Annotated in this window: 23 protein-coding genes; 11 read left to right on the forward strand and 12 right to left on the reverse strand. The window is 64.5% G+C overall.

The window, feature by feature from the left end; genetic code table 11:
- The first annotated feature begins 55 nt into the window (after positions 1–55).
- Together APH27_RS07900 and APH27_RS07905 are read left to right on the forward strand one after the other, a co-directional pair.
- A complete protein-coding gene (locus APH27_RS07900) occupies positions 56–1,261 on the forward strand; it encodes a cysteine desulfurase (protein WP_060484493.1) in 1,206 nt (401 codons plus the stop codon).
- Positions 1,258–1,668, forward strand: coding sequence for a SufE family protein (locus tag APH27_RS07905; protein ID WP_060484494.1), 411 nt, complete (start codon positions 1,258–1,260; stop codon positions 1,666–1,668). The genes APH27_RS07900 and APH27_RS07905 overlap by 4 nt, the downstream gene beginning before the upstream one ends.
- A 161-nt stretch (positions 1,669–1,829) precedes the next feature.
- Here APH27_RS07905 and tcdA read toward each other — a convergent pair whose 3' ends face one another.
- Positions 1,830–2,639 carry a tRNA cyclic N6-threonylcarbamoyladenosine(37) synthase TcdA gene (gene tcdA / locus APH27_RS07910; protein WP_060484495.1) on the reverse strand — a complete coding sequence of 270 codons (810 nt, stop codon included), beginning with the start codon at positions 2,637–2,639 and terminating at the stop codon, positions 1,830–1,832.
- A 132-nt stretch (positions 2,640–2,771) separates the two neighbouring features.
- Here tcdA and APH27_RS07915 point away from each other — a divergent pair, with 132 nt between their 5' ends.
- The 4 genes from APH27_RS07915 (at position 2,772) to APH27_RS07930 (ending at position 7,900) form a co-directional block, all read left to right on the forward strand.
- Positions 2,772–5,363, forward strand: coding sequence for a glycosyltransferase (locus tag APH27_RS07915; RefSeq protein WP_060484496.1), 2,592 nt, complete (start codon positions 2,772–2,774; stop codon positions 5,361–5,363).
- 178 nt (positions 5,364–5,541) lie between these two features.
- Positions 5,542–6,693, forward strand: coding sequence for a succinyl-diaminopimelate desuccinylase (gene dapE / locus APH27_RS07920; RefSeq protein WP_060484497.1), 1,152 nt, complete (start codon positions 5,542–5,544; stop codon positions 6,691–6,693).
- On the forward strand, positions 6,693–7,505 hold the full coding sequence (locus tag APH27_RS07925; protein WP_027920048.1) for a putative RNA methyltransferase: 813 nt from the start codon (positions 6,693–6,695) through the stop codon (positions 7,503–7,505). Before dapE ends, APH27_RS07925 begins: the two co-directional genes overlap by 1 nt.
- Positions 7,506–7,522: 17 nt before the next feature.
- Positions 7,523–7,900 (forward strand): hypothetical protein, encoded by a 378-nt coding sequence (locus tag APH27_RS07930; protein ID WP_027920049.1) that lies wholly within the window; start codon positions 7,523–7,525, stop codon positions 7,898–7,900.
- A gap of 64 nt (positions 7,901–7,964) precedes the next feature.
- Here the strand turns inward: APH27_RS07930 and APH27_RS07935 are convergent, their stop codons facing one another.
- Positions 7,965–8,174, reverse strand: a complete 210-nt coding sequence (locus APH27_RS07935; protein ID WP_003252255.1) for a cold-shock protein — start codon at positions 8,172–8,174, stop codon at positions 7,965–7,967.
- Between the two features lie 231 nt (positions 8,175–8,405).
- Here APH27_RS07935 and plsB point away from each other — a divergent pair, with 231 nt between their 5' ends.
- From plsB to APH27_RS07950, 3 genes are all read left to right on the forward strand, one after another.
- Positions 8,406–10,892 carry a glycerol-3-phosphate 1-O-acyltransferase PlsB gene (gene plsB / locus APH27_RS07940; RefSeq protein WP_060484498.1) on the forward strand — a complete coding sequence of 829 codons (2,487 nt, stop codon included), beginning with the start codon at positions 8,406–8,408 and terminating at the stop codon, positions 10,890–10,892.
- 78 nt (positions 10,893–10,970) lie between these two features.
- Positions 10,971–11,369 (forward strand): YbaY family lipoprotein, encoded by a 399-nt coding sequence (locus APH27_RS07945; protein WP_027920051.1) that lies wholly within the window; start codon positions 10,971–10,973, stop codon positions 11,367–11,369.
- 32 nt (positions 11,370–11,401) lie between these two features.
- Complete coding sequence (locus tag APH27_RS07950) at positions 11,402–12,088, forward strand: DUF4197 domain-containing protein (RefSeq protein WP_027920052.1); 687 nt, start codon at positions 11,402–11,404, stop codon at positions 12,086–12,088.
- A gap of 120 nt (positions 12,089–12,208) precedes the next feature.
- On the opposite strand, the gene APH27_RS07955 is transcribed toward APH27_RS07950, so the two are convergent.
- Entirely contained in the window at positions 12,209–15,274 is a 3,066-nt protein-coding gene (locus APH27_RS07955; RefSeq protein ID WP_060484499.1) for an efflux RND transporter permease subunit, read from the reverse strand.
- Between the two features lie 6 nt (positions 15,275–15,280).
- Positions 15,281–16,381, reverse strand: a complete 1,101-nt coding sequence (locus APH27_RS07960; protein WP_060484500.1) for an efflux RND transporter periplasmic adaptor subunit — start codon at positions 16,379–16,381, stop codon at positions 15,281–15,283.
- A gap of 168 nt (positions 16,382–16,549) precedes the next feature.
- Here APH27_RS07960 and APH27_RS07965 point away from each other — a divergent pair, with 168 nt between their 5' ends.
- Positions 16,550–17,191, forward strand: a complete 642-nt coding sequence (locus APH27_RS07965; RefSeq protein WP_060484501.1) for a TetR/AcrR family transcriptional regulator — start codon at positions 16,550–16,552, stop codon at positions 17,189–17,191.
- Between the two features lie 78 nt (positions 17,192–17,269).
- On the opposite strand, the gene APH27_RS07970 is transcribed toward APH27_RS07965, so the two are convergent.
- The gene (locus APH27_RS07970) at positions 17,270–18,052 is read right to left on the reverse strand and encodes a class I SAM-dependent methyltransferase (RefSeq protein ID WP_060484502.1); all 783 of its coding nucleotides are present in this window, start codon (positions 18,050–18,052) and stop codon (positions 17,270–17,272) included.
- Between the two features lie 107 nt (positions 18,053–18,159).
- Between APH27_RS07970 and APH27_RS07975 the strand changes: the two genes are divergently transcribed.
- A complete protein-coding gene (locus APH27_RS07975) occupies positions 18,160–18,780 on the forward strand; it encodes a hypothetical protein (protein ID WP_027920057.1) in 621 nt (206 codons plus the stop codon).
- 2 nt (positions 18,781–18,782) lie between these two features.
- Here APH27_RS07975 and APH27_RS07980 read toward each other — a convergent pair whose 3' ends face one another.
- The 7 genes from APH27_RS07980 to ppc all read right to left on the reverse strand — a co-directional run bounded on the left by APH27_RS07980 (position 18,783) and on the right by ppc (position 25,928).
- A complete protein-coding gene (locus APH27_RS07980; protein ID WP_060484503.1) occupies positions 18,783–19,472 on the reverse strand; it encodes an extensin family protein in 690 nt (229 codons plus the stop codon).
- Positions 19,473–19,478: 6 nt separating this feature from the next.
- A complete protein-coding gene (locus APH27_RS07985; RefSeq protein ID WP_060484504.1) occupies positions 19,479–20,309 on the reverse strand; it encodes an oxaloacetate decarboxylase in 831 nt (276 codons plus the stop codon).
- Positions 20,310–20,337: 28 nt separating this feature from the next.
- Complete coding sequence (locus APH27_RS07990) at positions 20,338–21,207, reverse strand: DUF72 domain-containing protein (RefSeq protein ID WP_060484505.1); 870 nt, start codon at positions 21,205–21,207, stop codon at positions 20,338–20,340.
- A 3-nt stretch (positions 21,208–21,210) separates the two neighbouring features.
- Positions 21,211–21,498 (reverse strand): hypothetical protein, encoded by a 288-nt coding sequence (locus APH27_RS07995; RefSeq protein ID WP_027920061.1) that lies wholly within the window; start codon positions 21,496–21,498, stop codon positions 21,211–21,213.
- Positions 21,499–21,629: 131 nt separating this feature from the next.
- Positions 21,630–22,304 (reverse strand): tRNA (adenosine(37)-N6)-threonylcarbamoyltransferase complex dimerization subunit type 1 TsaB, encoded by a 675-nt coding sequence (tsaB, locus tag APH27_RS08000; RefSeq protein WP_060484506.1) that lies wholly within the window; start codon positions 22,302–22,304, stop codon positions 21,630–21,632.
- 88 nt (positions 22,305–22,392) lie between these two features.
- A complete protein-coding gene (gene adk / locus APH27_RS08005; RefSeq protein WP_027920063.1) occupies positions 22,393–23,043 on the reverse strand; it encodes an adenylate kinase in 651 nt (216 codons plus the stop codon).
- A gap of 257 nt (positions 23,044–23,300) precedes the next feature.
- A complete protein-coding gene (ppc, locus tag APH27_RS08010) occupies positions 23,301–25,928 on the reverse strand; it encodes a phosphoenolpyruvate carboxylase (RefSeq protein WP_060484507.1) in 2,628 nt (875 codons plus the stop codon).
- Between the last annotated feature and the right edge of the window lie 4 nt (positions 25,929–25,932).

Below are 25,932 nucleotides of genomic sequence, written 5' to 3' on the forward strand. Positions count from 1 at the left end.
GATCGGGTCTGGCGTGCATGCGCCAGACCCGATTTTCATTCCAGGCCCCGCGAACATGTTCCAGCCCTCCCCCTGGCGCGCCGATTTCCCCGCTATCGCCGCCCTGCAACGGCAGCACCAGACCTACCTGGACAGCGCCGCCACCACCCAGAAGCCCCAGGCGTTGCTCGATGCCCTGAGCCATTATTACGGCCACGGCGCTGCCAACGTGCATCGCGCTCAGCACCTGCCCGGCGCACTCGCGACCCAGGCCTTCGAGACCAGCCGCGACAAGGTGGCCGCCTGGCTCAATGCCGAAAACTCACGGCAGGTCATCTTCACCCATGGCGCAACATCGGCGCTTAACCTGTTGGCCTATGGCCTGGAACACCGTTTCGAAGCGGGCGACGAAATTGCAATCAGCGCGCTGGAGCACCACGCCAACCTGTTGCCATGGCAGCAACTGGCCCGGCGCCGCGACATGCGCCTGGTGATACTGCCGCTGGACGAGCATGGCCGCATCGACCTGGAGCAGGCGCTGCAGCTGATCGGGCCGCGCACCCGCGTGCTCGCCGTCAGCCAGCTGTCCAACGTGCTCGGCACCTGGCAACCGCTGCCTGCACTGCTGGCCCATGCCCAAGCACAAGGCGCACTGACCGTGGTCGATGGCGCCCAGGGCGTGGTCCATGGCCGCCATGATGTACAGGCGTTGGGGTGCGACTTCTATGTGTTCTCGAGCCACAAGCTGTATGGGCCGGAAGGCGTCGGGGTGCTGTACGGCCGTAGCCAGGCCCTGCAGTTGCTGCGCCACTGGCAGTTTGGCGGTGAAATGGTGCAAATGGCGGATTACCAGAGTGCCAGCTTCCGCCCCGCACCTTTGGGCTTCGAAGCGGGTACCCCGCCGATCGCCGCGGTGATCGGGCTGGGCGCAACGCTGGATTACCTGGCTAGCCTGGATAGCCATGCTGTCGAGGCCCACGAAACCAGCCTGCATCAGCAACTGCTGCGCGGCCTGACCGACCGCGAGGGCGTGCGCGTCCTCGGCACACCTCAGGCGGCCCTGGCCAGCTTCGTCATCGACGGCGTACACAACGCCGACATCGCCCATATGCTGACCGAGCAAGGTATTGCCGTACGTGCCGGGCATCACTGCGCCATGCCGTTACTGAAGGGACTGGGGCTGGAAGGGGCGATTCGGGTGTCGCTGGGGTTATACAACGACAGTGACGACCTGCAACGGTTTTTCGCGGCGCTTGATCAGGGCCTGGAGTTGTTGCGATGAGCTTGCCGGTTCAGGCACAGGAGGCATTGGCCAGCTTCGAGCTGGCTCGTGGCTGGGAACAGCGGGCGCGGCTGTTGATGCAATGGGGCGATCGGCTGGAACCACTGAGCGAGGCGGAGAAAGTCGAAGCCAATCGCGTGCATGGCTGCGAAAGCCTGGTGTGGCTGGTGGCCGAACACGTCGATGGGCTGTGGCAGTTCAAGGCCAGTAGCGATGCACGCCTGTTGCGTGGGCTGCTGGCGTTGTTGCTGGTGCGGGTGCAGGGTTTGACCCGTGAAGCGCTGGCCGGGCTGGACTTACGCGAGTGGTTCACTCAGTTGGGGCTTGAGCGCCAGCTGTCGCCGTCGCGCAGCAATGGGCTGCATGCGGTATTGCTGCGGATGGCGGAGCTGGCCTCCAACCGCTAAATCCAAGACTTACACTGCTCCCTGTAGGAGCGGCCTTGTGTCGCGATGGGGCGCGCAGCGGCCCCACATTTTCAGCTACGCCGCGAAAATTGCCGGGGCCGCTGCACGCCCCATCGCGACACAAGGCCGCTCCTACAAGGACCGAGTAGTCCTGCGAATGCTTACTCAGGCTTGACCCGCTCCGAAGGCCGTCGCGCCCCGGCCACCAGTTTCTCGACCGCCTTGCTCGCCGCCACCATGCCAAAGGTCGCAGTCACCATCATTACCGCACCAAAGCCCCCCGCGCAGTCCAGGCGCACGCCTTCGCCGACGAAACTCTTCTGCAGGCAGACGCTGCCATCACCCTTGGGATAGCGCAGCTGCTCGCTGGAAAACACGCACGGCACGCCATAGTTGCGGCTGGTATTGCGCGAGAAGTTGTAGTCCCGGCGCAGGGTCGAGCGCACCCGTGAGGCCAACGGGTCGTTGAAGGTCTTGTTGAGGTCACCGACCTGGATCTGTGTCGGGTCGATCTGCCCGCCCGCACCACCGGTGGTAACGATGGCGATCTTGCGGCGCCGGCACCAGGCGATCAGCGCGGCCTTGGCCATCACGCTGTCGATGCAGTCGACCACCGCATCCATCTGCTCGGTGATGTACTCGGCCATGGTCTCACGGGTGACGAAATCCGCCACCGCGTGCACGGTGATCGCCGGATTGATCGCCCGCAGACGCTCGGCCATCACCTCGACCTTGGGCCGCCCCACCTGGCCTTCCAAGGCATGGGCCTGGCGGTTGGTGTTGCTGACGCAGACATCGTCCAGGTCGAACAGGCTGATTTCACCCACGCCACTGCGCGCCAGGGCTTCGGCCGCCCACGAGCCGACCCCGCCGATGCCGACGACCGCCACATGGGCGTTGCTCAGGCGCTGCAGGCCCTCGTCGCCGTACAACCGGACAACGCCGGCAAAGCGTGGATCTTCTGTGCTCATGTCGATACCCCTGGGCTCTGACGCAAAAAACGGCGCGCATTATAGGCCAGTGGCCGCTTTGACCTCCATCGTTAGGAAAGACCCTACCATTACTGCTTTAATGTCCCACGACTTAGACAGAAGCGGACCACAATGTCATCACGCAAATTCGGCCTCAACCTGGTGGTGGTCCTGGCCATCGCCGCGCTGTTCACCGGGTTCTGGGCCCTGATCAATCGCCCGGTCTCCGCACCTGCCTGGCCGGAACAGATTTCCGGCTTCTCGTACTCGCCGTTCCGCCTCGGGGAGAGCCCGCAAAAAGGCCAATACCCCAGCGATGACGAGATACGTCAGGACCTGGAGCAGATGAACAAGCTCACCGACAACATTCGTATTTATACCGTCGAGGGCACCCAGGCAGAGATCCCGCGGTTGGCCGAAGAGTTGGGCCTGCGGGTGACCTTGGGCATCTGGATCAGCAAAGACCTGGAGCGCAACGAGCGCGAAATCGAAAAAGGCATCGAGCTGGCCAACCATTCTCGCAGTGTGGTGCGGGTGGTGGTCGGCAACGAAGCGCTGTTCCGCGAAGAAGTCACGCCTGAAGAGCTGATCGCCTACCTCGATCGCGTACGTGCCGCGGTCAAGGTGCCGGTCACCACCAGCGAGCAGTGGCATATCTGGAAGGAACACCCGGAACTGGCCAAGCACGTAGACTTGATCGCTGCACACATCCTGCCGTACTGGGAGTTCGTGCCGATGAAAGACTCGGTGCAGTTCGTCCTCGACCGCGCCCGCGAACTGCGCCACCAGTTCTCGCACAAGCCGCTGCTGCTGTCGGAAGTCGGCTGGCCAAGCAACGGCCGCATGCGCGGCGGCGCCGATGCCACCCAGGCCGACCAGGCCATCTACCTGCGCACGTTGGTCAACACCCTCAACCGCCGCGGCTACAACTACTTTGTGATCGAGGCCTACGACCAGCCCTGGAAGGCCAACGACGAGGGCTCGGTGGGTGCCTACTGGGGCGTCTACAACGCCGAGCGCCAGCAAAAATTCAACTTCGAGGGGCCGGTGGTGGCGATCCCGCAGTGGCGCGCCCTGGCGGTCGCCTCGGTGGTCCTGGCGATGATCGCCCTGGCCGTGCTGCTGATCGACGGCTCGGCCCTGCGCCAGCGCGGCCGCACCTTCCTCACCTTCATCACCTTCCTGTGCGGGTCGGTGCTGGTGTGGATCGCCTATGACTACAGCCAGCAATACAGCACCTGGTTCAGCCTCACCGTCGGCGTGCTGCTGGCGCTCGGCGCGCTGGGTGTGTTCATCGTACTGATGACCGAGGCCCACGAACTGGCCGAAGCGGTGTGGACCCTCAAACGCCGGCGCGAATTCCTGCCGGTGCAGGGCGACAGTGCCTACCGGCCCAAGGTGTCAGTGCATGTGCCGTGCTACAACGAGCCACCGGAGATGGTCAAACAGACCCTCGACGCCCTCGCTGCGCTGGATTACCCGGACTATGAAGTGCTGGTGATCGACAACAATACCAAGGACCCTGCCGTGTGGGAGCCGCTCAAGGCCCACTGCGAAAAGCTCGGCGAGCGGTTCAAGTTCTTCCACGTGGCCCCCCTGGCCGGCTTCAAGGGCGGCGCCCTGAACTACCTGATCCCGCACACCGCCAAGGACGCCGAAGTGATCGCGGTGATCGACTCGGACTACTGCGTCGACCGCCACTGGCTCAAGCACATGGTGCCGCACTTCGCCGACCCGAAGATTGCCGTGGTGCAGTCGCCACAGGACTACCGCGACCAGAACGAAAGTGCCTTCAAGAAGCTCTGCTACAGCGAATACAAGGGCTTCTTCCACATCGGCATGGTCACCCGCAACGACCGTGATGCGATCATCCAGCACGGCACCATGACCATGACCCGGCGCAGCGTGCTGGAAGCGCTGGGCTGGGCCGAATGGTGCATCTGCGAAGATGCCGAACTGGGCCTGCGCGTCTTCGAGAAGGGCCTGTCGGCCGCCTATGCCCACAATAGCTATGGCAAGGGCCTGATGCCCGACACCTTCATCGACTTCAAGAAGCAGCGGTTCCGCTGGGCCTATGGCGCCATCCAGATCATCAAGCACCACGCCAGTGCCCTGCTGCGCGGCAAGAACAGCGAGCTGACCCGTGGCCAGCGCTATCACTTCCTGGCCGGCTGGCTGCCATGGATCGCCGACGGCATGAACATCTTCTTCACCGTCGGCGCCCTGTTGTGGTCGGCCGCGATGATCATCGTGCCGCACCGGGTCGACCCGCCGCTGATGATCTTCGCCATCCCGCCGCTGGCGCTGTTCTTCTTCAAGGTTGGCAAGATCATCTTCCTCTACCGCCGCGCGGTGGGGGTGAACCTCAAAGATGCCTTTGCCGCAGCACTGGCAGGGCTTGCGTTGTCGCACACCATCGCCAAGGCGGTGCTGTACGGGTTCTTCACCAGCAGCATGCCGTTCTTCCGCACACCGAAGAATGCCGACAGCCATGGGCTGCTGGTGGCGATTTCCGAAGCGCGAGAAGAGCTGTTCATCATGTTGCTGTTGTGGGGTGCGGCGGCCGGCATCTGCCTGGTGCAGGGGCTGCCGAGTTCGGACATGCGCTTCTGGGTGGCGATGTTGCTGGTGCAGTCGTTGCCTTATGTGGCGGCGTTGGTGATGGCGTTTCTGTCGTCGCTGCCCAAGCCCGTTGAAAAGGCTGCCCAAGCGCAACAGGCTTGAGAACGCCGGGGGCGCTTTGCGCCCCTTTCGCGACACAAGGCCGCTCCTACAGGTATTCGCGATCCTTCTGCAGGAGTGGCCTTGTGTCGCGAAAGGGCTGCAAAGCAGCCCCATTGCCCCATGTGTTTGATATAAGATAACGCCCCTCAGATTTCCCCGCCTTGCCCCGGAGTTCCCCATGACGGCCCCTGCCGAGCTCTCGCCTACCCTTCAACTGGCCTGCGACCTGATCCGCCGCCCCTCGGTCACCCCCGTCGATGCCGACTGCCAGGCACAGATGATGAACCGCCTGGGCGCCGTGGGCTTCCAGCTGGAGCCGATGCGCATTGAAGACGTCGATAACTTCTGGGCCACCCACGGTACCCAGGACGGCCCGGTACTGTGCTTTGCCGGCCACACCGACGTGGTCCCCACTGGCCCGGTGCAACAATGGCAGCACGAACCGTTCGAAGCGCTGATCGACGCCGACGGCATGCTCTGCGGCCGCGGCGCCGCCGACATGAAAGGCAGCCTGGCCTCGATGGTGATCGCCAGTGAACGCTTCGTGAAGGATTACCCGGGCCACCGCGGCAAGGTGGCTTTCCTGATCACCAGCGACGAGGAAGGCCCGGCCCACCACGGCACCAAGGCCGTGGTCGAGCGCCTGAAAGCGCGCAACGAGCGCCTGGACTGGTGCATCGTCGGCGAGCCGTCGAGCACCACCCTGCTCGGTGATGTGGTCAAGAACGGCCGTCGCGGCTCGCTCGGCGCCAAGCTGACCGTGCGCGGCAAGCAAGGCCACGTGGCCTACCCGCACCTGGCGCGCAACCCGATCCACCTGGCCGCCCCGGCCTTGGCGGAACTGGCTGCCGAGCACTGGGACGAAGGAAACGCGTTCTTCCCGCCGACCAGCTTCCAGATCTCCAACCTCAATTCCGGCACCGGCGCCACCAACGTGGTCCCGGGCGAGCTGACCGCGCTGTTCAACTTCCGCTTCTCTACCGAGTCGACCGTCGAGGGCCTGCAGGCGCGGGTCTCGGCGATCCTCGACAAGCACGAGCTGGACTGGTCGGTCGACTGGGCGCTGTCGGGCCTGCCGTTCCTCACCGAGCCGGGCGAACTGCTCGACGCGGTGGCGGCCAGCATCAAGGGCGTCACCGGTCGCGACACCCAGCCGTCGACCAGCGGCGGCACCTCCGATGGCCGCTTCATTGCCACCATGGGCACTCAGGTGGTCGAGCTCGGCCCGGTCAACGCCACCATCCACCAGGTCGACGAGCGGATCCTGGCCAGCGACCTCGACCTGCTGACCGAAATCTACTACCAGACCCTGGTCCGGTTGCTCGCCTGATGCTCGCCTGCCCTCTCTGCCAGGCGGCCCTGTCGCGGCTCGACAACGGCGTGGTGTGCCCGGCCGGCCACCGCTTCGACCGCGCCCGCCAGGGTTACCTGAACCTGCTGCCGGTGCAGCACAAGAACAGCCGTGATCCGGGCGACAACCAGGCCATGGTCGAAGCCCGCCGCGATTTCCTCGACGCCGGCCACTACGCCCCGGTGGCCCAGCGCCTGGCCGAGCTTGCCGCCGAGCGCCAGCCCGGCGCCTGGCTGGACATCGGTTGCGGCGAGGGCTACTACACCGCGCAGATCGCCCAGGCCCTGCCAGCCGCCGATGGCTATGCGCTGGACATCTCACGCGAGGCGGTCAAGCGCGCTTGCCGCCGTGCGCCCGAGGTCACCTGGATGGTCGCCAGCATGGCCCGCGTGCCGTTGGCCGATGCCAGCTGCCAGTTCATCGCCAGCGTGTTCAGCCCGCTGGACTGGGACGAGGCCAAGCGCCTGCTCAGCCCGGGCGGCGGCCTGATGCGCGTGGGCCCGACCAGCGGCCACCTGATGGAACTGCGCGAAGTGCTCTACGATGAAGTGCGCCCCTATGCCGACGACAAGCACCTGGCCCTGGTGCCGCAGGGCATGGCCCACGCCCACAGCGAAACCCTGGAGTTCCGCCTGAGCCTGGCCGAGCCCAAGGCCCGTGCCGACCTGCTGGCGATGACCCCACACGGCTGGCGCGCCAGCGCCGAGAAGCGCGCCCGGGTAATCGACCAGCCCGAGCCGTTCGCGGTCACGGTTTCCATGCGTTATGACTATTTCGTGCGCCAGCACTGAGCACACCCGGAGCCCTTATGCGCCAACCCGATATCGAGATTTACCTGAAGGACGCCGACGTCGATCACAAGCAGATTGCCGAATGGCTCAGCCAGGCGATCGGCCCGTGCAGCGAATGGAAGCAGAAAGGCCAGACCTTCAAATGCCAGGCCGGTAACATCCCGGTCACCTGGTTACCCAAAGCTGTAGGGAAATGGAACAGCCTGTACCTGGAAAGCGACCAGACCCCATGGCCCGATGATGTCGCCTGCGCCCGCGCGGCGTTCGCCGCACTGAACGTCGAAGTGCGTTGTGCGCCGGGTGGCTGGGTCGAGGAAGACGGTGAAGAAGATGCCGATCGCTGGGTCCGCATCAGTGCCGACGGTGAAGAGGAAATCACCTGGCGTACTAGCTGAAACCGGTTGCTTCAGGCTGCAAGTTACACGGTCAACTTGCAGCTTGAGGCTTACCACTTGAGGCTCAGAGCCCGACTACGTCCTCGGCTTGCAGGCCTTTCTGGCCCTGCACGCAGGCGTATTCCACCCGCTGCCCTTCGACCAGGGTACGATGCCCCTCACCGCGGATCGCCCGATAGTGGACGAACACATCCGCACCACCTTCGCGCTGAATGAAGCCATAACCTTTGGCATCGTTGAACCACTTAACATTCCCAGTCTCACGAGACGACATCTGAACTACTCCGGATTTTTATTGTGAAGATCGCCTTGTAGACACAGGGTGTCCTCCCTATGTCGACGCCGCTTGCCGAAATATCTTGCAAGTGGCAGGCCGAGTATATGACACAGAACAAAAAAATTTCATGACCGTCGCGCTATTTACCGAATTTTGCTGAACTTGCGCCGATACGGCAGACTAAATGGCTGTCTATTCTCAGAAATTCATTCCCAGGGCACTCACCCCATGACCCGTTCCCCCCTGCGCCGCCTGATCTTCGGCGCCCTGCGTCGCCTGATGTACCTGTGGGTGCGCTCCGAGACCATCAACCAATCGCCCCTGACCCTCCAGCTCGACCGCAGCCGCCCGGTGTTCTACGCCCTGCCCTCGCCGTCGCTCACCGATCTGGCGGTGCTCGACCATGAATGCACCAAGGCGGGGCTTCCACGCCCGGTCTTGCCGGTTGCGGTCGGCCCACTGCATGAACCTGCCGCGTTTTTCTACCTCACGCCGGACCCGGACTGGCTCGGCCGCCAGGACAAGCGCGGCGCCCCGCCGACCTTGGAGCGCCTGGTCGCCGCCATCAGCCAGCACGCCGAGGAAGACGCGCAGATCATTCCGGTCAGTGTGTTCTGGGGGCAGACCCCGGCCAGTGAAAACAGCCCGTGGAAGCTGCTGTTTGCCGACAGCTGGGCCGTGACCGGGCGCCTGCGCCGGCTGCTGACCGTGCTGATTCTGGGGCGCAAGACCCGCGTGCAGTTCTCTGCGCCGATCCACCTGCGCGAACTGGTGCAGCACAACAAGGGCCACGAGCGCACCGTGCGCATGGCCCAGCGCCTGATGCGCGTGCACTTTCGCAACCTCAAGAGCGCGGTGATCGGCCCGGACATCTCGCACCGGCGCAACCTGGTCAAGGGCCTGGTGCATGCGCCACTGGTCCGCCAGGCCATCGCCGACGAGGCCCAACGCGAGAACATGCCGCTGGCCAAGGCCGAAGCCCAGGCGCTGCGCTATGGCAACGAGATCGCCTCGGACTACACCTACACCGCGATCCGCTTCCTCGAAGTGGTACTGAGCTGGTTCTGGAACAAGATCTACGACGGTATCAAGGTCAACCACATCGAGCAGGTGCAGGGCATCGCACCGGGCCACGAAGTGATCTACGTGCCCTGCCACCGCAGCCACATCGACTACCTGCTGCTGTCCTACCTGCTGTTCCGCAACGGCCTGACGCCGCCGCACATCGCCGCCGGCATCAACCTCAACATGCCGGTGATTGGCGGCCTGCTGCGCCGTGGCGGTGCCTTCTTCATGCGCCGCACGTTCAAGGGCAATCCGCTGTACACCGCAGTATTCAACGAATACCTGCACACCTTGTTCACCAAGGGCTTCCCGGTGGAATACTTCGTCGAAGGTGGGCGCTCGCGCACCGGGCGCATGCTGCAGCCGCGTACCGGCATGCTGGCGATCACCCTGCGCAGCTTCCTGCGCTCGTCGCGCACACCGATCGTGTTCGTGCCGGTGTACATCGGCTACGAGCGGGTGCTTGAAGGGCGTACCTACCTGGGCGAACTGCGCGGGGCAAGCAAGAAGAAAGAGTCGATCTTCGACATCTTCAAGGTCATCGGTGCGCTGAAGCAGCGCTTCGGCCAGGTGTACGTCAACTTCGGCGAGCCCATCCGTCTGGCCGGTTTCCTCGACGCGCAGCAACCCGGCTGGCGCGATCAGGAACTGGGCCCGCAGTTCCGCCCGGCCTGGTTGAACGAAGCCACCACCCGCCTGGGCGAAACCGTGGCCCGTCACCTCAACGAGGCAGCAGCGGTCAACCCGGTCAACCTGGTGGCCCTGGCACTGCTGTCCACCAGCCGCCTGGCGCTGGACGAGCGTGCCCTGACCCGCGTGCTCGACCTGTACCTGGCCTTGCTGCGCCAGGTGCCCTACTCCGAGCACACCACCTTGCCCGAAGGCGACGGCCAGGCACTGATCGAGCATGTCCGCGGCATGGACCTGCTGGCCGAGCAGAAGGACGCCCTGGGCCGCATCCTCTATCTGGATGAAGCCAACGCGGTACTGATGACCTATTACCGCAACAACGTGCTGCACATCTTCGCCCTGCCCGCCCTGCTGGCGAGTTTCTTCCACAGCAGCTCGCGGATGAGCCGCGAACTGCTTGGCCAGTACGTCCACGCGCTTTATCCGTACCTGCAGGCCGAACTGTTCCTGCGCTGGGCACCGGAGCAGCTCGACGAGGTCATCGACCAATGGCTCGCAGCGCTGGTCGAACAGGGCCTGCTGCGCCAGGACAACGACGTGTACATCCGCCCGGCGCCGAGCTCGCGGCAGTTCGTACTGCTTACCCTGCTTGCGCGCACCATCACCCAGACCTTGCAGCGCTTCTACATGGCCACTTCGCTGCTGCTCAACAGCGGACAGAACAGCCTCAGCGCCGAGGAACTGGAAGACCTGTGCGTGATGATGGCCCAACGCCTGTCGATCCTGCATGGCCTCAACGCCCCGGAGTTCTTCGACAAGACCTTGTTCCGACACTTCATCCAGACGCTGATCGAACAAGGCGTGCTGCACCCGGATGGCAACGGCAAACTGGGTTACCACGACAAGCTTGGCGAATTGGCCGAAGGCGTGGCCAAGCGGGTGCTGTCTGCCGAGTTGCGCCTGTCGATCCGCCAGGTTGCGCTGCACCGTGAGGACTCGCTGACCACCGCTGCCATCTGAACCCCCATCTGCCTGGAAAATCCGCTAAAGTCCCTGGGGTTGGCCACAAGCCAACTCCAAGGACACACCGGAGATTCCATGAAAAAACTCTTGATGCTGTGTTGCGCATCCCTGCTCGCAGCCTGTTCCAGCCACACCCCCTCCAACCAGGCCAGCCTGGATGGCGAAGTCTTCTACCTGCAGCGCATCGCCCTGCCGCCTGCCGCCACCTTGAGTGTCGAGTTGCAGGACGTGTCGCTGATGGACGCCCCCGCCGTGACCCTGGCCCGCCAGGCCGGCCCGGTAAAAGGCAACGTGCCTCTGCCGTTCCACCTCACCTACGACCCGGCCCAGGTCAAGCCCGGCCACCGCTACGCGGTCAGCGCGCGGATCGAGCTGGGCGGCAAGCTGCTGTTCATCAACACCGAACACCACGGCGTCGCCCTCGACGGCAGCGACCAGCAGCCGGTACGGGTCAAAGTCGACCCGGTGCGCTGAGCGCGCCCCACTTCATCGATAAGGAAATACCCATGATTCGCGCCTCCCTGCGCTTCACTACCCTGTGCGCCGGCCTGCTGCTGTCGGCCAGTGCCCTGGCGCTGTCGCTCGGCGACCTGAGCCAGTCCGACGCCACCGGTGGCCTGAAGGACGCCCTCACCCAAGGCGCGCAGATTGCCGTCAAGCAGTTGAGCACGCCAGGTGGCTTCAGTAACAACCCCGATGTGCGCATCGAGCTGCCGGGTAACCTCGGCAAAGCCGCCAAGGCCATGAAGATGTTTGGCAAGGGTGATCAGGTCGAAGCCCTGGAAACCAGCATGAACAAGGCTGCCGAGGCCGCCGTGCCGCAGGCCCAGGCGATTCTGGTGGATGCCGTGAAGAAGATGACCGTGACCGATGCCAAGGGCATCCTCAGCGGCGGCCAGGATTCGGCTACCCAGTACCTGAACAAGAGCAGCCGCGAGCAGATCCGCGCCAAGTTCCTGCCGATCGTCAAGCAGGCCACCGACAAGGTCGGTGTCGCCCAGCAGTACAACGCCTTTGCCGGCCAGGCCAAAGGCCTGGGGCTGATCAAGGATGACGCGAACATCGAGAACTACGTGACCGAGAAAGCGCTGGACGGCCTGTTCGAGATGATTGCCAAACAGGAAGAGAGCATTCGCCAGAACCCGGCACAGGCAGCTACCAGCCTGGCCAAGAAAGTCTTCGGCGCGCTTTGAGGCCCTTGGGGCTGCTACGCAGCCCTTTCGCGACGCAAGTCCGCTCCTACAGGCGATCGCGTTTCCCTGTGGGAGCGGCCTTGTGTCGCGAAAGGAGGGCAAAGCCCTCCCCCGCGATCTTCAGCCTTTCTTGACCCTGAACCATGCCGCATACAACGCCGGCAAGAACAACAGGGTCAACGCCGTGGCCACGATCAAACCACCCATGATCGCCACCGCCATCGGCCCATAAAACACACTTCTGGACAACGGAATCATCGCCAGCACCGCCGCCAGCGCGGTCAGCACGATCGGCCGGAAGCGCCGCACCGTGGCCTCGATGATCGCCTGCCAGCGGTCCAGCCCCGAGGCGATATCCTGCTCGATCTGGTCCACCAGGATCACCGAGTTGCGCATGATCATCCCCGCCAGGGCAATGGTGCCGAGCATGGCAACGAAGCCGAACGGCTGGCGGAATACCAGCAGGAACAGGGTCACGCCAATCAGCCCCAACGGCGCGGTGAGGAACACCATCACCGTGCGCGAGAAGCTGCGCAACTGGATCATCAGCAGGCTCAGCACCACCACGATGAACAGCGGCATGCCGGCGTTCACCGACTTTTGCCCGCGCTCGGCGTCTTCCACCGTGCCGCCCACTTCCAGCAGGTACCCATCCGGCAGCTTGGCCTTGATCTCCTGCAAGGTCGGCAGGATCTGCTTCACCAGCGTGGCCGGCTGCTCCTTGTCATAGATGTCGGCACGCACGGTCACCGTCGGCAGCCGGTTGCGGTGCCAGATGATGCCTTCCTCAAAGCCATATTCCAGCGTTGCCACCTGCGACAGCGCCACGCTCTGGCCATTGTTGGTAGGCAGCGCCAGGCTGCCGAGGTTGCCCAGTTCGCCACGCTCCTGCGGGGTGCCACGCAGGAGGATCTCGATCAGTTCGTTGTCCTCGCGGTACTGGCTGACCGTGGTGCCGGTCAGCGAGCTCTGCAAGAAGCTCGACAGCTGTGCGGTACTCACGCCCAGGGCGCGGGCACGGTCCTGATCGATCTCAAGGAATACCGCCTTGCTCGGCTCTTCCCAATCCAGGTGCACGTTGACCACATGCGGGTTCTCACGCACCTTGTCCGCCACTTCGCGGGCCAGGGCACGGGCCTTCTCGATATGCTCGCCGGTAACCCGGAACTGCACCGGGTAGCCCACGGGCGGGCCGTTCTCCAGACGCGTGACGCGAGCGCGCAGGTCGGGGAACTGCTGGTCGACGGTGTCGATCAGCCAGCTGCGCAGGCGCTCGCGGTCTTCCATCGACTTGGCCAGCACCACGAACTGGGCAAAGCTGGCCGCCGGCAGTTGTTGGTCCAGCGGCAGGTAGAAGCGAGGCGAACCAGTGCCCACATAGGCCACGTAGTTGTCGATGCCATCCTGCTGCTTGAGCACCGCTTCCAGCTGCTTGACCCGCTCGGCGGTATTGGCCAGCGAGGCGCCTTCGGCGAGCTTCAGGTCGACCATCAGCTCCGGGCGCCCGGAAGCGGGGAAGAACTGCTGGGGCACGAAGCGGAACAGCAGGATGCTGCCAACAAAGGCGGCGATGGTCAGCAGGATCACCGTCTTGCGCCGCCGCACGCACCACTCCACCACACGCCGCACGCGCTGGTAGAACGGCGTGCCGTACGGGTCGGGGGCATGCCCGTCCTTGCCATGGCGGGCGGCATGCAGCTTGGCCAGGTCCGGCAGCAGCCGTTCGCCCAGGTAAGGCACGAAGACCACGGCCGCGACCCACGAGGTCAGCAACGCGATAGTCACCACCTGGAAGATCGAGCGGGTGTACTCGCCAGTGCTTGATGCCGCCGTGGCGATCGGCAGGAAGCCTGCCGCCGTGATCAGCGTACCGGTAAGCATCGGGAAGGCGGTGCTGGTCCAGGCGTAGCTGGCCGCCTTGAGGCGGTCGAAGCCTTGCTCCATCTTGATCGCCATCATCTCCACGGCAATGATCGCGTCATCCACCAACAGCCCCAGTGCCAGCACCAGCGCGCCCAGCGAAATCTTGTGCAGGCCAATGCCGAAGTAGTGCATGGCGGCGAACGTCATGGCCAATACCAGGGGGATGGCCAGCGCCACCACCAGGCCAGTGCGCAGGCCGAGGGAGAAGAAACTCACCAGCAATACGATCACCAGCGCCTCGATCAGCACCTGGACAAACTCGCCGACACCGGCCTTGACCGCTGCAGGCTGGTCCGACACCTTGCGCAGCTCCATGCCAGCCGGCAGGTTGCGCGCCAGGCGCTCGAACTCACCCTCCAGCGCCTTGCCCAGCACCAGAATGTCGCCGCCATCCTTCATCGACACCGCCAGGCCGATGGCGTCCTCGCCCATGAAGCGCATGCGTGGCGCGGGCGGGTCATTGAAGCCACGGTGCACGTCGGCCACATCGCCGATGCGGAAGGTGCGATCGCCCACCCGGATGGGGAACTGGCGAATCTGATCAACGCTGTCGAAGCGCCCGCTCACACGCAATTGCAAGCGCTCGCTGGGAGTCTCGAAGAAACCGGCAGTGCTGACTGCGTTCTGCTCACGCAGCGCCTGCTGTACCGCCTCCAGTGGCACACCCAGGGTGGCCAGCTTGAGGTTGGACAGCTCGATCCAGATCTTCTCGTCCTGCAGGCCGATCAGCTCGACCTTGCCTACGTCCTTGACCCGCTGCAGCTGGATCTGGATACGGTCGGCATAGTCCTTGAGCACCGCGTAATCGAAGCCGGCGCCGGTCAGCGCATAGATATTGCCGAAGGTGGTGCCGAATTCGTCGTTGAAGAACGGCCCCTGAATCTCTGGTGGCAAGGTATGGCGGATGTCCGCGACCTTCTTGCGGATCTGGTACCACAGCTCGGGGATGTCTTTGGAGTGAAGCGAATCGCGGGCCATGAAGGTCACCTGCGACTCGCCCGGGCGCGAGAACGAGACGATCTTCTCGTACTCGCCGGTCTCCATCAGCTTCTTCTCGATGCGTTCAGTGACCTGGCGCGAGACTTCCTCGGCCGTGGCGCCCGGCCACAGGGTGCGGATGACCATGGCCTTGAAGGTGAATGGCGGATCTTCGCTCTGCCCCAGCTTGGTGTAGGACATCGCGCCAATGGCAGCCAGCAGAATCATCAGGAACAGCACGATCTGGCGATTGCGCAGCGCCCAGGCGGAAAGGTTGAAACCCATCGGGACTTACTCCTTGACCGTCAGGTTCACCACACGGTTGGTACGGTCCACCGGCCGCACCTCTTGCCCCTCGCGCAGCACATGGCCGCCGGCGGCGACCACCCAGTCGCCTGGAGCAAGGCCTTCGAGCACCGGCACGGTTTCACTGCCATAAGGGCCAAGGCGCACCATGGCCCGCTCCAGGCGGCTGTCCTTGTTGACGCGCCAGACATAGGCCTGGCCGTTTTCGGCGGTGACTGCCGACAGCGGCACTGCCAGTGGGATCACCCCGTCATGGGCAATGAACACCCGCGCACTCTGGCCGAGTTCGGCTGGCACCTTGGCCGAGCTGAAGGCAATCCGTGCGGCGAAGGTGCGTGAACGCGGGTCGGCTGCAGGTGACAGCTCGCGAATACGCCCCGGGAAGCGCTGGTCGGGGTGCGACCACAATTCGATGCTGACATCCTGGCCCACGGCAAAGCGGGCGAACTGCTGCTCCGGCAGACCGATGGCCACTTCACGCTCACCGTCGGCGGCGAGTGTGAACACGGTTTGCCCGGCTGCAACCACCTGGCCGACTTCCACCTGACGCTTGGCGATCAGGCCTGCCTGCGGCGCACGCAACACCGCGTAATCAGCCTGGTTGCCGGCCACGTCGTATTCAGCTTTGGCCTGTTTCAGGCGGGCCAGGCCAGCGCGGTAGAGGTTTTCTGCGTTGTCGTACTGGGAGTGGCTGACCATCTGCCGATCCAGCAGCTTCTGGTAGCGGTCGCGTTCGGTGCGTACCAGCGACAGGTTAGCTTCGGCTGCCGCCAACTGGGCGCGGTTGGCCTCCAGCTGCAGGCGCACGTCCTGCGGGTCGAGCTCGGCCAGCGGCTGCTCAGCCTTGACTCGCTGCCCCTCCTCCACCAGGCGCTTGCTGACCTTGCCGCCAATGCGGAAGGCCAGCTCGGGCTCGAAGCGCGCACGCACTTCGCCGGGGTAACTGTCAGCAGCGGCTTCGGCCGGCTGCGGCTGGACCACCAGGGCCGGGCGCGGCGCGGCAGGCGCGGCGGCTTCCTGGCCGCAGGCTGCCAGCAACAGCGCGGCAGTAGCGGGCAGGGCGAGGGACAAGGCATGGCGCAACATGATGAATCCTTTCGCGAAGTGCACATCGAATATTTATACTGGCGAGTATATTAAATCAGGGAACCGAGGCCGGGAAGCCAGCGTCGGAAAGAAAATCAACATTCACGATGGTCGCGACCTACAGCCGGAAGCCGTTCGAGCCGGTAAGATGGGCGCCCCTTCAACCAGATGCGGATTCCAATGTCCAACGACGCACCCAACGGCCCGGGGCGGCCCAAGGACCCGGCCAAGCGCGAGGCCATCCTCGAAGCCGCCAAGGCCCTGTTCCTCAGCCTTGGCTATGCCAACACCAGCATGGATGCGGTCGCTGCGGCGGCAGGTGTTTCAAAGCTCACGGTCTACAGCCACTTCACCGACAAACAGACGCTATTCGGTTCGGCGGTCATGGCGACCTGCCAGAATCAGTTACCCGACCTGATGTTCGAGTACCCGGAAGGTGCGCCGGTGGAGCAAGTGCTGCTGAATATCGGCCGTAGCTTCCAGGCGCTGATCAGTAGCGACGAGGCAGTCAAGCTCAGCCGGCTGATCATGGCACTGGGCAGCCAGGACCCGAGGTTTGGCGAGTACTTCTACGAAGCCGGGCCCAAGCGCGTGCTGGCGGGGATGGAAGCGCTGTTGCGCGGGATCGACGAGCGCGGGTTGCTGCGGATTGCAAATCCGTTGAGTGCGGCTGAGCACTTCTTCTGCCTGGTCAAGGGCGCGCCGGATTACCGCTTGCTACTGGGCTGTGCCGAGCCTCTGGAAGGGGATGAAGCCGAGGCACATGTGCGCGAAGTGGTCGGGGTGTTCATCCGGGCGTTCAAGGCCTGAGTCAGCCTGTGACGGCCTCTTCGCGGCTAAAGCCGCTCCTACAGGGATCGCGCAGTACCTGTAGGAGCGTGCAGGTGATCAGGCCTTCAGGGCCTTCTTTGGATAAATGTCATACCGGCTCGACTTGCCTTCCAGGCTATGGCTTGGCTTCGGCCCGTCGATGATCGGTGCCTTGCGTGGCCGCTTCACCACCACCCGGTGGCTGGCCAGCGCCAAGGCTGCTTCGAGCAGGGCTGGCGCATCCATGTCATCACCGACCAGAGGCCTGAACACCCGCATTTCTTTCTTCACCAATGCGCTCTTGTCGCGGTGCGGGAACATCGGGTCGAGGTAGATCACCTGCGGCGGCTCGCCCTCCCATGCACGCATGCGCTCGATGGCGTTGCCGGTAAGCAGACGCATACGCCCGACGATAGGCCCTACCTCGTCATCGGCCCTGGCGCGCGCCAAGCCATCTTCGAGCAACGCTGCGATCAGCGGCTGGCGCTCGATCAGGGTCATCTGGCAACCCAGGCTGGCCAGCACGAACGCGTCCTTGCCCAAACCTGCCGTGGCATCCAGCACTTGGGGACGCACGCCCTGGGCAATACCGACCGCCTTGGCAATCATCTGCCCGTTGCCGCCGCCGAACTGGCGACGATGTGCCGCCTGGCCCTCTACAAAGTCGACGCGCACCGGCCCCGGCGCCTGCGGCCCAAGTTGCTGGATCTGCAAGCCGTCAGCACCGACCTGCACGGCAAACCCGGCCGCGTCATCCACCCGTGGAAGCCCCAGGCGCTCGGCCCATGCGTTGGCCTGCGCGGCATATTCCGGTGCTAACGCCTCGACTCTCAGACCTGTGCCCTGTTCCTGCTCTTGCATCGCAACCCGTACCCGAAAAAATGGAAGAAGCCCTTAATGAATAATCGGCCACGGCCGATACAGGCAATATCCCGCTATTCTGCCAGAGCACAGCGCGTACGACTGCCATGTCAGAAACTCTTCCCATCGGTTTGACCTACCTGTCGCCTGTCGGCAACTACGGTCGGCAAAATACCCAGGCACTCGGGGGCGTCAGCCACCTGTGGCAGGATTTCTTTGCCCGCGCGATGGCCGAACAGCACGCGGAAGAACCCGACAGCGTCAGCCAGGCCATGGTCCAGTACGACCAGGCCAGCGGCGAGCCGATCGGCGGGGCCAAGGCCCTGGCCATGATCGAAACCCAGCGCGCCTGCCCGGTGCAGGACACCATCGTCGCGCCGCCCGAGCCATTGTTCCTGCCCAAGGCCGAGCTTGAAGCCCATCTGCTGGAGCCGGCACCGGAGCCGTTCAGCGTGGCCGAGATGATCCAGCAACAGCGCCAGCTCGACATCAGCAACAACTGGCTGCGCCCCGTTGTCATGAGCCAGGGCCACCCGCTCGCAGAACCCGGCCCGGCCCCCTCCCCCCGCCCGCTGCACCTGCCGATTGCCGAATTCGAGATGGACCTGCTCGACCCCGCGCCGGAGCCGTACGACGAGGCGACCATGGCCAAGCAGCAGAGCGAGCTGGCATTCGACATGCACTGGGCACGCCCGGTGGTGCTGAACAACGTTCGCGTGCACGCCTGAGTTCAGCGGCAAACCTGCCAGCGCCCCATGTCCAGATGAAAGTGATTGTGGTGAGCGGCGTTGTAGTCCGGCCCCAGCACGGTGCTGAAACTGTCGCAGGCCGCTTGCCGCACCTGCCTTAGAAATTCCCCCTTCTGCCCGCCCGCCTGCCAGTCCCGCGCCAGCACGATGCGCTGCCCGTCCTGCAGGCGAAAACCGCTGATATCCAGCGCGTTGGCCGTGGCGTGCTGGCTCAGGCGCCCCTGCTTGCGGTTGTAGATATTGCGGCAGGCAAAGCTGCCCAGATGATCCACCTGAGCAACAGGCTGGCCGAATACCCGCTGCGCAGCCGCTTGCAGCCCATGCTGCTCGAACAGTGCATACGCCACTGCCAATGGGCAGCTGGCGAGAAAACGGCTGCTAAGCCGGGCTTGGCCTTGCTCGATGCGCCATACGTTCTGCAATGGGCAACTGGCCGATGGTGTACTGTCGGCTTGCGCGCGGTAGCGCAGGCCAGAGCTTTCCAGCGCCTGGCGGCACAGACCTGGGTCGTTGCGCAGCCGCGACAGCTTGTAGCGCGTCAGCCAGTTCGGCGGCTGGCTTACATCCAGGGTCGCCCAAGGGTTCCAGGCATCCGGCAGGCGCCAGCCGAATTGCCAGGCCAGGGCCACCGTGAGCGCCAGCCCCCCGCACAGCAGCATTACTGCGCGCATCTTGCCTCAGCGACGGAACAGGTCGTTGAGCTGGGCGAACGGCAAAGCCTGCTCGCCGTAGCTGAAGGTGCCCTGATCACGGATTTCCAGTGCCGCACGCTGAAACGCGCCCAGCGCCGCACGGGCCAGTGACGAGCCAACACTGATGCGGCGCACGCCCAGGTCCTGCAACTGATTGACGCTCAGCGGCACACCGGCCAGCCCCATCAGCACGTTGACCGGTTTCGGCGCCACGGCCTGTACCACCGCGCGCACCTCATCGACACTGCGCAGCCCGGGGGCATAGAGCACGTCGGCCCCCGCTTCGGCGAAGGCCTGCAGGCGCAGGATGGTGTCGTCCAGGTCCATGCGCCCGTGCAGCAGGTTTTCCGCACGGGCACACAAGGTGAACGGGAATGGCAGGCTGCGGGCAGCTTGCACAGCAGCCCGTACCCGTGCCACGGCCAGTTCGAAGTCATAGATCGGAGCGTCGGCCCGGCCACTGGCATCTTCGATCGAACCGCCTACCAGCCCCGTCTCGGCGGCACGCAGGATGGTCTGGGCGCAGTCCTCGGGCAGGTCGCCGAAGCCGTTTTCCAGGTCGGCGGCCACCGGCAAAGGTGTGGCATCGACGATCACCCCGGCATTGCCCAAGGTTTCATCCAGGCTCAAGGCGCCTTCGGCATCCGGTCGCCCGAGGCTGAAGGCCAGGCCCGCACTGGTGGTGGCCAACGCTTCAAAGCCGAGGCTGGCCAGCAGCTTGGCAGAACCTGCATCCCAGGGGTTGGGGATGACGAAGGCGCCATCGCGCTCGTGCAGTGCCTTGAAGGCTTCGGCTCGCAGGGTCTGTACATCCATGGTCACAACCTCCGGGGGCAGGGAATGGTCAGAGTAGCCCCAGTTGTTCGACCTCGGGGGCGCGCGGCAATTCAGGCAAAGGTGCCAAGCCAGGCAAACGGGTCATCAGCCGCTGGTGGAAGCGCTGAGCCAACGCGGCGGCCTGGCGGTTGTCGGAGGTGTGCAGGAACACATAGGGGCTGCGCCCTTCCTCGATCCAGGCGGCGACCTTGTCCACCCAAGGGGTGAGGAAAGTTTCGTTGGCCGCAAGCTCCGGATGACCGATGAAGCGCACCTGTGGGTGCTGGCTGAAGGCAGCGGGGCGCGGTGGCACCTTGGGCTTTTTCGACTGCGCGTGCAGCACGGCAGGGTCGCGAGAGGTGCAATTGAACAGGGCGCGGGGGTCGAGGCAGATGCGCTCCACGCCACGCTCATGCAACAGGCGGTTGAGCAACCGCTCTTCCTCGCCCTTGGCGAAGAACGCCGGGTTGCGCACTTCCACGGCCACCGGCACGCCGATTTCATCTAGGAAGTGGCACAGCTCGCCGAGCCGTGCGGGGCTGAACCTGGCCGGCAACTGCAGCCAGTACGGCGATACACGCTGGCCCAGTGGTGCCATCAGACGGGTGAAATCAAAGGCAGGCTCCAGCTGATCACGCAGGTCCCCCTCGTGGCTGATGTCCCCGGGAAACTTGGCTGTGAAGCGGAAGTGCGCAGGCATGACCTGCGCCCAGCGCGCAATGGTGCCGGGTGAAGGGCGGGCGTAGAACGTGGTATTGCCCTCGACGGCGTTGAACACCTGGCTGTAGTAGCCAAGCATTTCGTTAGTGGTCGCGTCGGCGGGATACAGGTAATCGCGCCAGGCGTTTTCGCTCCAGGACGGACAACCCACGAAGTAAGGCAGGGGTGACGGATTCATCCCTCAAATGTACAGGTCGAGCCCCAGCACTTCCATGTCCCAATCCGTAAAACCGGCCGTGCTGAGGTAGCTGGCCAACGCAGTGGCGGTGCGCCGGTCACGGGCACGGGGGAATACCCTGTCCTGCTGGCGCGCCGGCAGGCCTGCCGGGCGACGAAGAGCAGCTGCCTCCTGGGTGACTTCGCTTTCCTCGATCAACTCGGCATCGTCGACACTCTCGTCGCGCACCGCTGCCTTGCGCGGCGTGCGCTTGAGCGGGTAGGACTGCGATGAGAAACCGTCGATACGCATGGTGTGAGCACTCAGGACCAATGATGGCAATTTAGCAGCATCAGGGATCCATCGCTAATGCTCGAGTGATAACTGGACCACAGTTTGCGCCGAAGGTTTTATCGTCAACCGCGATAACCGACGAACAGCACTCAGCGCGCTTTGGGTGTGGCTACATTATCGCGCAAGTAAACCGGTTGCGCCTGTTCGGCGACGATGGCCTCGCCACGCGCCCAGGCGAAGCTGGCCAGGCTGAGGATGTCCAGCGCATTGGGCAGTGCCGCAGGGTTGCTGGCGCTGGCCTGCACCGCCAGGCGCTCGGCATAGCCCCAGCCGGTGCCGGCACCGAACCAGTCACCGCAGCTGCCATCAGGCAAGGCCACGCGCTCGGGCGGCAGGACTGCTTCCTGGCCCTGCAGGCGCATCTCGCCGGCTTCGGCCTTGTAGCAACCCCAGTACACCTCATCCATGCGCGCATCGATGGCTGCTGCCACCTGTTGCGCACCGTGCTCGCGCAGCGCGCCCTGGGCCAGCGCGGCCAGGTTCGACACTGGCAGCACCGGGCGCTCCAGCGCAAACGCCAGGCCTTGCACCACACCGATGGCGATGCGCACACCGGTGAAGGCGCCCGGGCCACGGCCAAAGGCGATGGCATCCAGTGCATTCAGCGCAACGCCCGAGTCCGCCAGCAGTTGCTTGATCATCGGCAGCAGCTTCTGCGCATGCATGCGCGGGATCACCTCGTAATGGCTGGTTACCTTGCCGTCATGCAGCAGCGCGACGGAACAGGCTTCGGTGGCGGTATCCAGGGCCAGCAGGGTGGTCATCGAACGGGTATCCAGGTGCTAGGGAAAAAGAGCGGCAGTATAAACGACAACGGCCCGCAAGCGGGCCGTCGTGACGCACGGTGATGGCTCAGCTCAGCGCTGCCAGCACCTTGGCGGTGATCGACTCGACCGAGCCGACGCCTTCGATGTGGCTGTACTTCGGCTTGCCGGCGTTGGCGGCCGACAGCTTCTGGTAGAAGTCCACCAGCGGCTTGGTCTGGCTGTGGTAGACCGACAGGCGGTGACGCACGGTTTCTTCCTTGTCGTCGTCGCGCTGGATCAGGTCTTCGCCGGTGACGTCGTCCTTGCCTTCCACTTTCGGCGGGTTGTACTGAATGTGGTAGGTGCGGCCCGAAGCCAGGTGCACACGGCGGCCAGCCATGCGGCCGACGATTTCTTCGTCGTCGACGGCGATTTCGACCACGGCGTCGATATCCACGCCTGCAGCAACCATGGCTTCGGCCTGCGGAATGGTACGCGGGAAGCCGTCGAACAGGCAGCCATTGGCGCAATCCGGCTGGGCGATGCGCTCCTTGACCAGGCTGATGATCAGCTCGTCGGAAACCAGCTGGCCGGCATCCATGACGTTCTTCAGTTCCAGGCCCAGTGGGGTACCGGCCTTGACGGCGGCACGCAGCATGTCACCGGTGGAGATCTGTGGAATACCGAACTTCTCGGTGATGAACTTTGCCTGAGTACCTTTACCGGCCCCGGGAGCTCCCAGCAGAATTACGCGCATCTCGTGCTCCTCAAATTTTTTTATGAAATTCAATGGATTCGGCAATCGAGGCCAAGTCCGGAAAATCGGGTATGACCATAAATCGGTCAAAAGGCTGCTCAAGATACACAGCGCCCGGCAGCCAGACAAGCGTCCCAAAGTTGCAGCATTGCGTCATTTCCCGGCAGAGCTGCAGGTGGTTGCGCCCGGCGCAACCACCCTCATCGTCCTGCTCAGGCCCCTTTCGTGCCGACGGCGAAGGGCCGCACCCGCTGGCCTCAACCGGTATTGCGCAGGCCTGCGGCAATACCTGCCACGGTCACCAGCAAGGCCTGCTCCAACGGGCTGTCCAGAGCGGCTTCGCGGCTGCGCGAACGGGCCAGCAATTCGGCCTGCAGGCGGTGCAGCGGGTCCAGATAGGTATTGCGCAGGCTGATGAATTCCAGGGTCTCAGGGCTGTGCGCCAGTAGCACCGGCTGCCCGGTCAGGCCCAATACCACCTGACAAGACTGCGACAATAGGTCGCGCAGGTGCGCACCTAAAGGAAGCAACCCTGGTTGCACTAGACGTTCGTCGTAGGCCTTGGCAATTTCCGCGTCAGCCTTGGCCAGGACCATTTCCAGCATGTCGATGCGGGTGCGGAAGAACGGCCACCGCTCGCGCATCTGCGCCAGCAGCTCGCCTTGGCCACGCGCCAGGGCATTGCTCAGGGCGGTTTCCCACCCCAGCCAGGCAGGCAGCATCAGGCGTGTCTGGGTCCAGCCGAAGATCCACGGGATCGCCCGCAGGCTCTCGATGCCACCGGCACGGCGCTTGGCCGGGCGGCTGCCCAGCGGCAAGCGGCCCAGCTCCTGCTCGGGGGTCGACTGGCGGAAGTATTCGACGAAATCAGGGTTTTCCCGTACCACGCCGCGGTAGGCCTTCAGGCCATCGGCCGCCAGCTGGTCCATCAGTGCGCGCCAGGCTGGCTCTGGTGGCGGCGGCGGCAGCAAGGTGGCTTCGAGCACGGCGGCCAGGTAAAGGTTGAGGTTCTGCTCGGCGATGCCCGGCAAGCCGAACTTGAAGCGGATCATCTCACCCTGCTCGGTGGTGCGGAAGCGCCCTGCCACAGAGCCTGGCGGCTGCGACAGGATCGCCGCATGGGCCGGGCCGCCGCCACGCCCAACGGTGCCACCGCGGCCGTGGAACAGCAGCAGCTCGACCTGATGCTCGCGGCAGATGCGCACCAGGTTTTCCTGGGCGCGGTACTGGGCCCAGGCGGCCGCCGTGGTGCCAGCGTCCTTGGCCGAGTCGGAATAACCGATCATTACTTCCTGCGGCCCACGCAGGCTGGCGCGGTAGCCCGGCAGGCCAAGCAGGCGCTGCATCACAGGGCCCGCGTTGTCCAGGTCGGCCAAGGTTTCGAACAGCGGCACCACGCGCATCGGCCGGGTCAGGCCGGCTTCCTTGAGCAGCAACTGCACGGCCAGCACATCGGAGGCCGCGCCCGCCATCGAGATCACGTAGGAACCCAGCGAGGCGCCCGGTGCAGCGGCGATCTCACGGCAAGTGGCAAGCACTTCAGCAGTCTCTGCCTGGGGTTTGAAGTGCGCAGGCAATAGAGGCCGACGGTTCTTGAGCTCCGCCTGAAGGAATTCGATACGGCGCTCTTCGTCCCAGTCGGCATAACTGCCCAAGCCCAGGTAATCCGTGATTTCAGCCAGTGCATCACAGTGCCGGGCAGCGTCCTGGCGCACATCCAGGCGGCCGAGGAACAGGCCAAAGGTCACCGCCCGGCGCAAGCTGTCGAGCAGCGGGCCATCGGCGATCACGCCCATGCCGCACTCATGCAATGACTGGTAGCACAGCTCCAGCGGGGCGATGAGGTCGCGATTGTCCACCAGCACCTCGGCGCTGGCCGGCTGGCTGCTCGTCAGTGCAGCATGGGCCCAGACGCGGGTGGCCCGCAGGCGGTCACGCAACTGCTTGAGGACGGCCCGGTACGGCTCGGCACTGTCGCCCACACGCTCACGTAGTGCCTGGCTGGCCTGCTGCATGGAGAGCTCGGCGGCCAGCGCATCTACATCACGCAGGAACAGGTCGGCCGCCATCCAGCGGGCCAGCAGCAGCACCTCACGGGTCACCGCGGCCGTGACATTGGGGTTGCCATCACGGTCGCCGCCCATCCACGAGGCGAAGCGGATGGGTGCGGCTTCCAGCGGCAGGCGCAGCCCGGTGGCTTCGAACAGTGCCTTGTCGACCTTGCGCAAGTGGTTGGGAATGGCCTGCCACAGCGAGTGCTCGATCACCGCGAAGCCCCATTTGGCCTCGTCCACCGGGGTTGGCCGGGTGCGGCGGATTTCCTCGGTGTGCCAGGCCTCGGCGATCAGCCGGCGCAGACGTTCACGTACCTGCTGGCGCTCGGCGGGGGTCAGGTCGCGGTGGTCCTGCACGGCCAGCTGGCCGGCGATGGCATCGTATTTCTGGATCAACGTGCGCCGCGCCACTTCGGTTGGGTGCGCGGTAAGCACCAGCTGGATATCGAGCTTGGCCAATTGCCGGGCCAAGGCATCATCCTTGTGCCCGGCCTGCTTCAGCCGCGCCAGCAGCTCGGGCAATACCCGCGCTTCGAACGGTTCTGGCTGGCCAGCATCGCGGCGGCGGATCAGCTGATACTGCTCGGCCATGTTGGCCAGGTTGAGGAACTGGTTGAATGCCCGTGCCACCGGCAGCAGGTCCTCTTCGGCGAGGTCGGCGAGGGTCGAGCTCAACTGCTCGCCAGCTCCACGGCGGTCGGCCTTGGCACTGTGGCGGATACCCTCGATCTTCTGCAGGAACGCATCACCGTGCTGCTGGCGAATGGTCTCGCCGAGCAACTCCCCCAACACATGGACATCTTCACGCAAGCGCACATCGATATCAGTCATTGGC

Source organism: Pseudomonas sp. NBRC 111123 (genome assembly GCF_001320205.1).
GTDB classification, from domain to species: Bacteria; Pseudomonadota; Gammaproteobacteria; order Pseudomonadales; family Pseudomonadaceae; genus Aquipseudomonas; species Aquipseudomonas putida_J.